The 772-nt window shown below is 73.1% G+C and carries 1 protein-coding gene; it reads left to right on the top strand.

Annotated features, from left to right (window positions below; genetic code table 11):
* Positions 1 to 772 (top strand): pentapeptide repeat-containing protein (locus VR44_RS40300; protein ID WP_045952668.1); only part of this gene is annotated, 772 nt, incomplete at both ends.

Genomic DNA, 772 nt, shown 5'->3' with positions numbered 1-772 from the left:
CTCCCCCTCCTCCAGGCCGACTGCGCGAACTGCTTCGCGCTCTGCTGCGTCGCCCTGCCCTTCGCCAAGTCGGCCGACTTCGCCGTGAACAAGGCCGCCGGCACCCCCTGCAAGAACCTCCGGCAGGACTTCCGCTGCGGCATCCACACCGGCCTGCGCGACCAGGGCTTCCAGGGCTGCACGGTCTTCGACTGCTTCGGCGCGGGCCAGCAGATCTCCCAGGTCACCTTCGAGGGCCGCGACTGGCGCACCCACCCCGAGACCCGGCAGGCGATGTTCGACGCCTTCCCGGTCATGCGCCAGCTCCACGAACTCCTCTTCTACCTCTCCGCCGCCCTCGGCATCCCGGCGGCCGCCCCGCTCCACCCGGCGCTGCGCGAACTCCTCACCCGCACCGAAGGCCTCACCCGGGCGGACGCGGACACCCTCACCACCCTCGACGTCCCCGCCCTCCGCCAGGAGATCAACACCCTCCTCCTCAAGACCAGCGAACTGGCCCGCGCCAAGACCCCGGGCCGCAAGAAGAACCACCGCGGCGCCGACCTGATGGGCGCCCGCCTCGCCGGAGCCGACCTCCGCGGCGCCAACCTCCGCGGCGCCTACCTGATCGCCGCCGACCTCGGCCGCGCCGACCTCCGCGGCGCCGACCTGATCGGCACGGACCTGCGCGACACCAACCTCCGCGGCGCCGACCTCCGCGACACCCTCTTCCTCACCCAGCCCCAGCTGAACGCCGCTCAGGGCGACCCCGCCACCCGGATCCCCGCCCACT

The organism is Streptomyces katrae, assembly GCF_000966975.1.
In the GTDB taxonomy this organism is placed as follows: Bacteria; Actinomycetota; Actinomycetes; order Streptomycetales; family Streptomycetaceae; genus Streptomyces; species Streptomyces katrae.
Note: the sequence above shows the minus strand (reverse complement) of the source record. Positions and strands in the feature narration are given on the sequence as shown.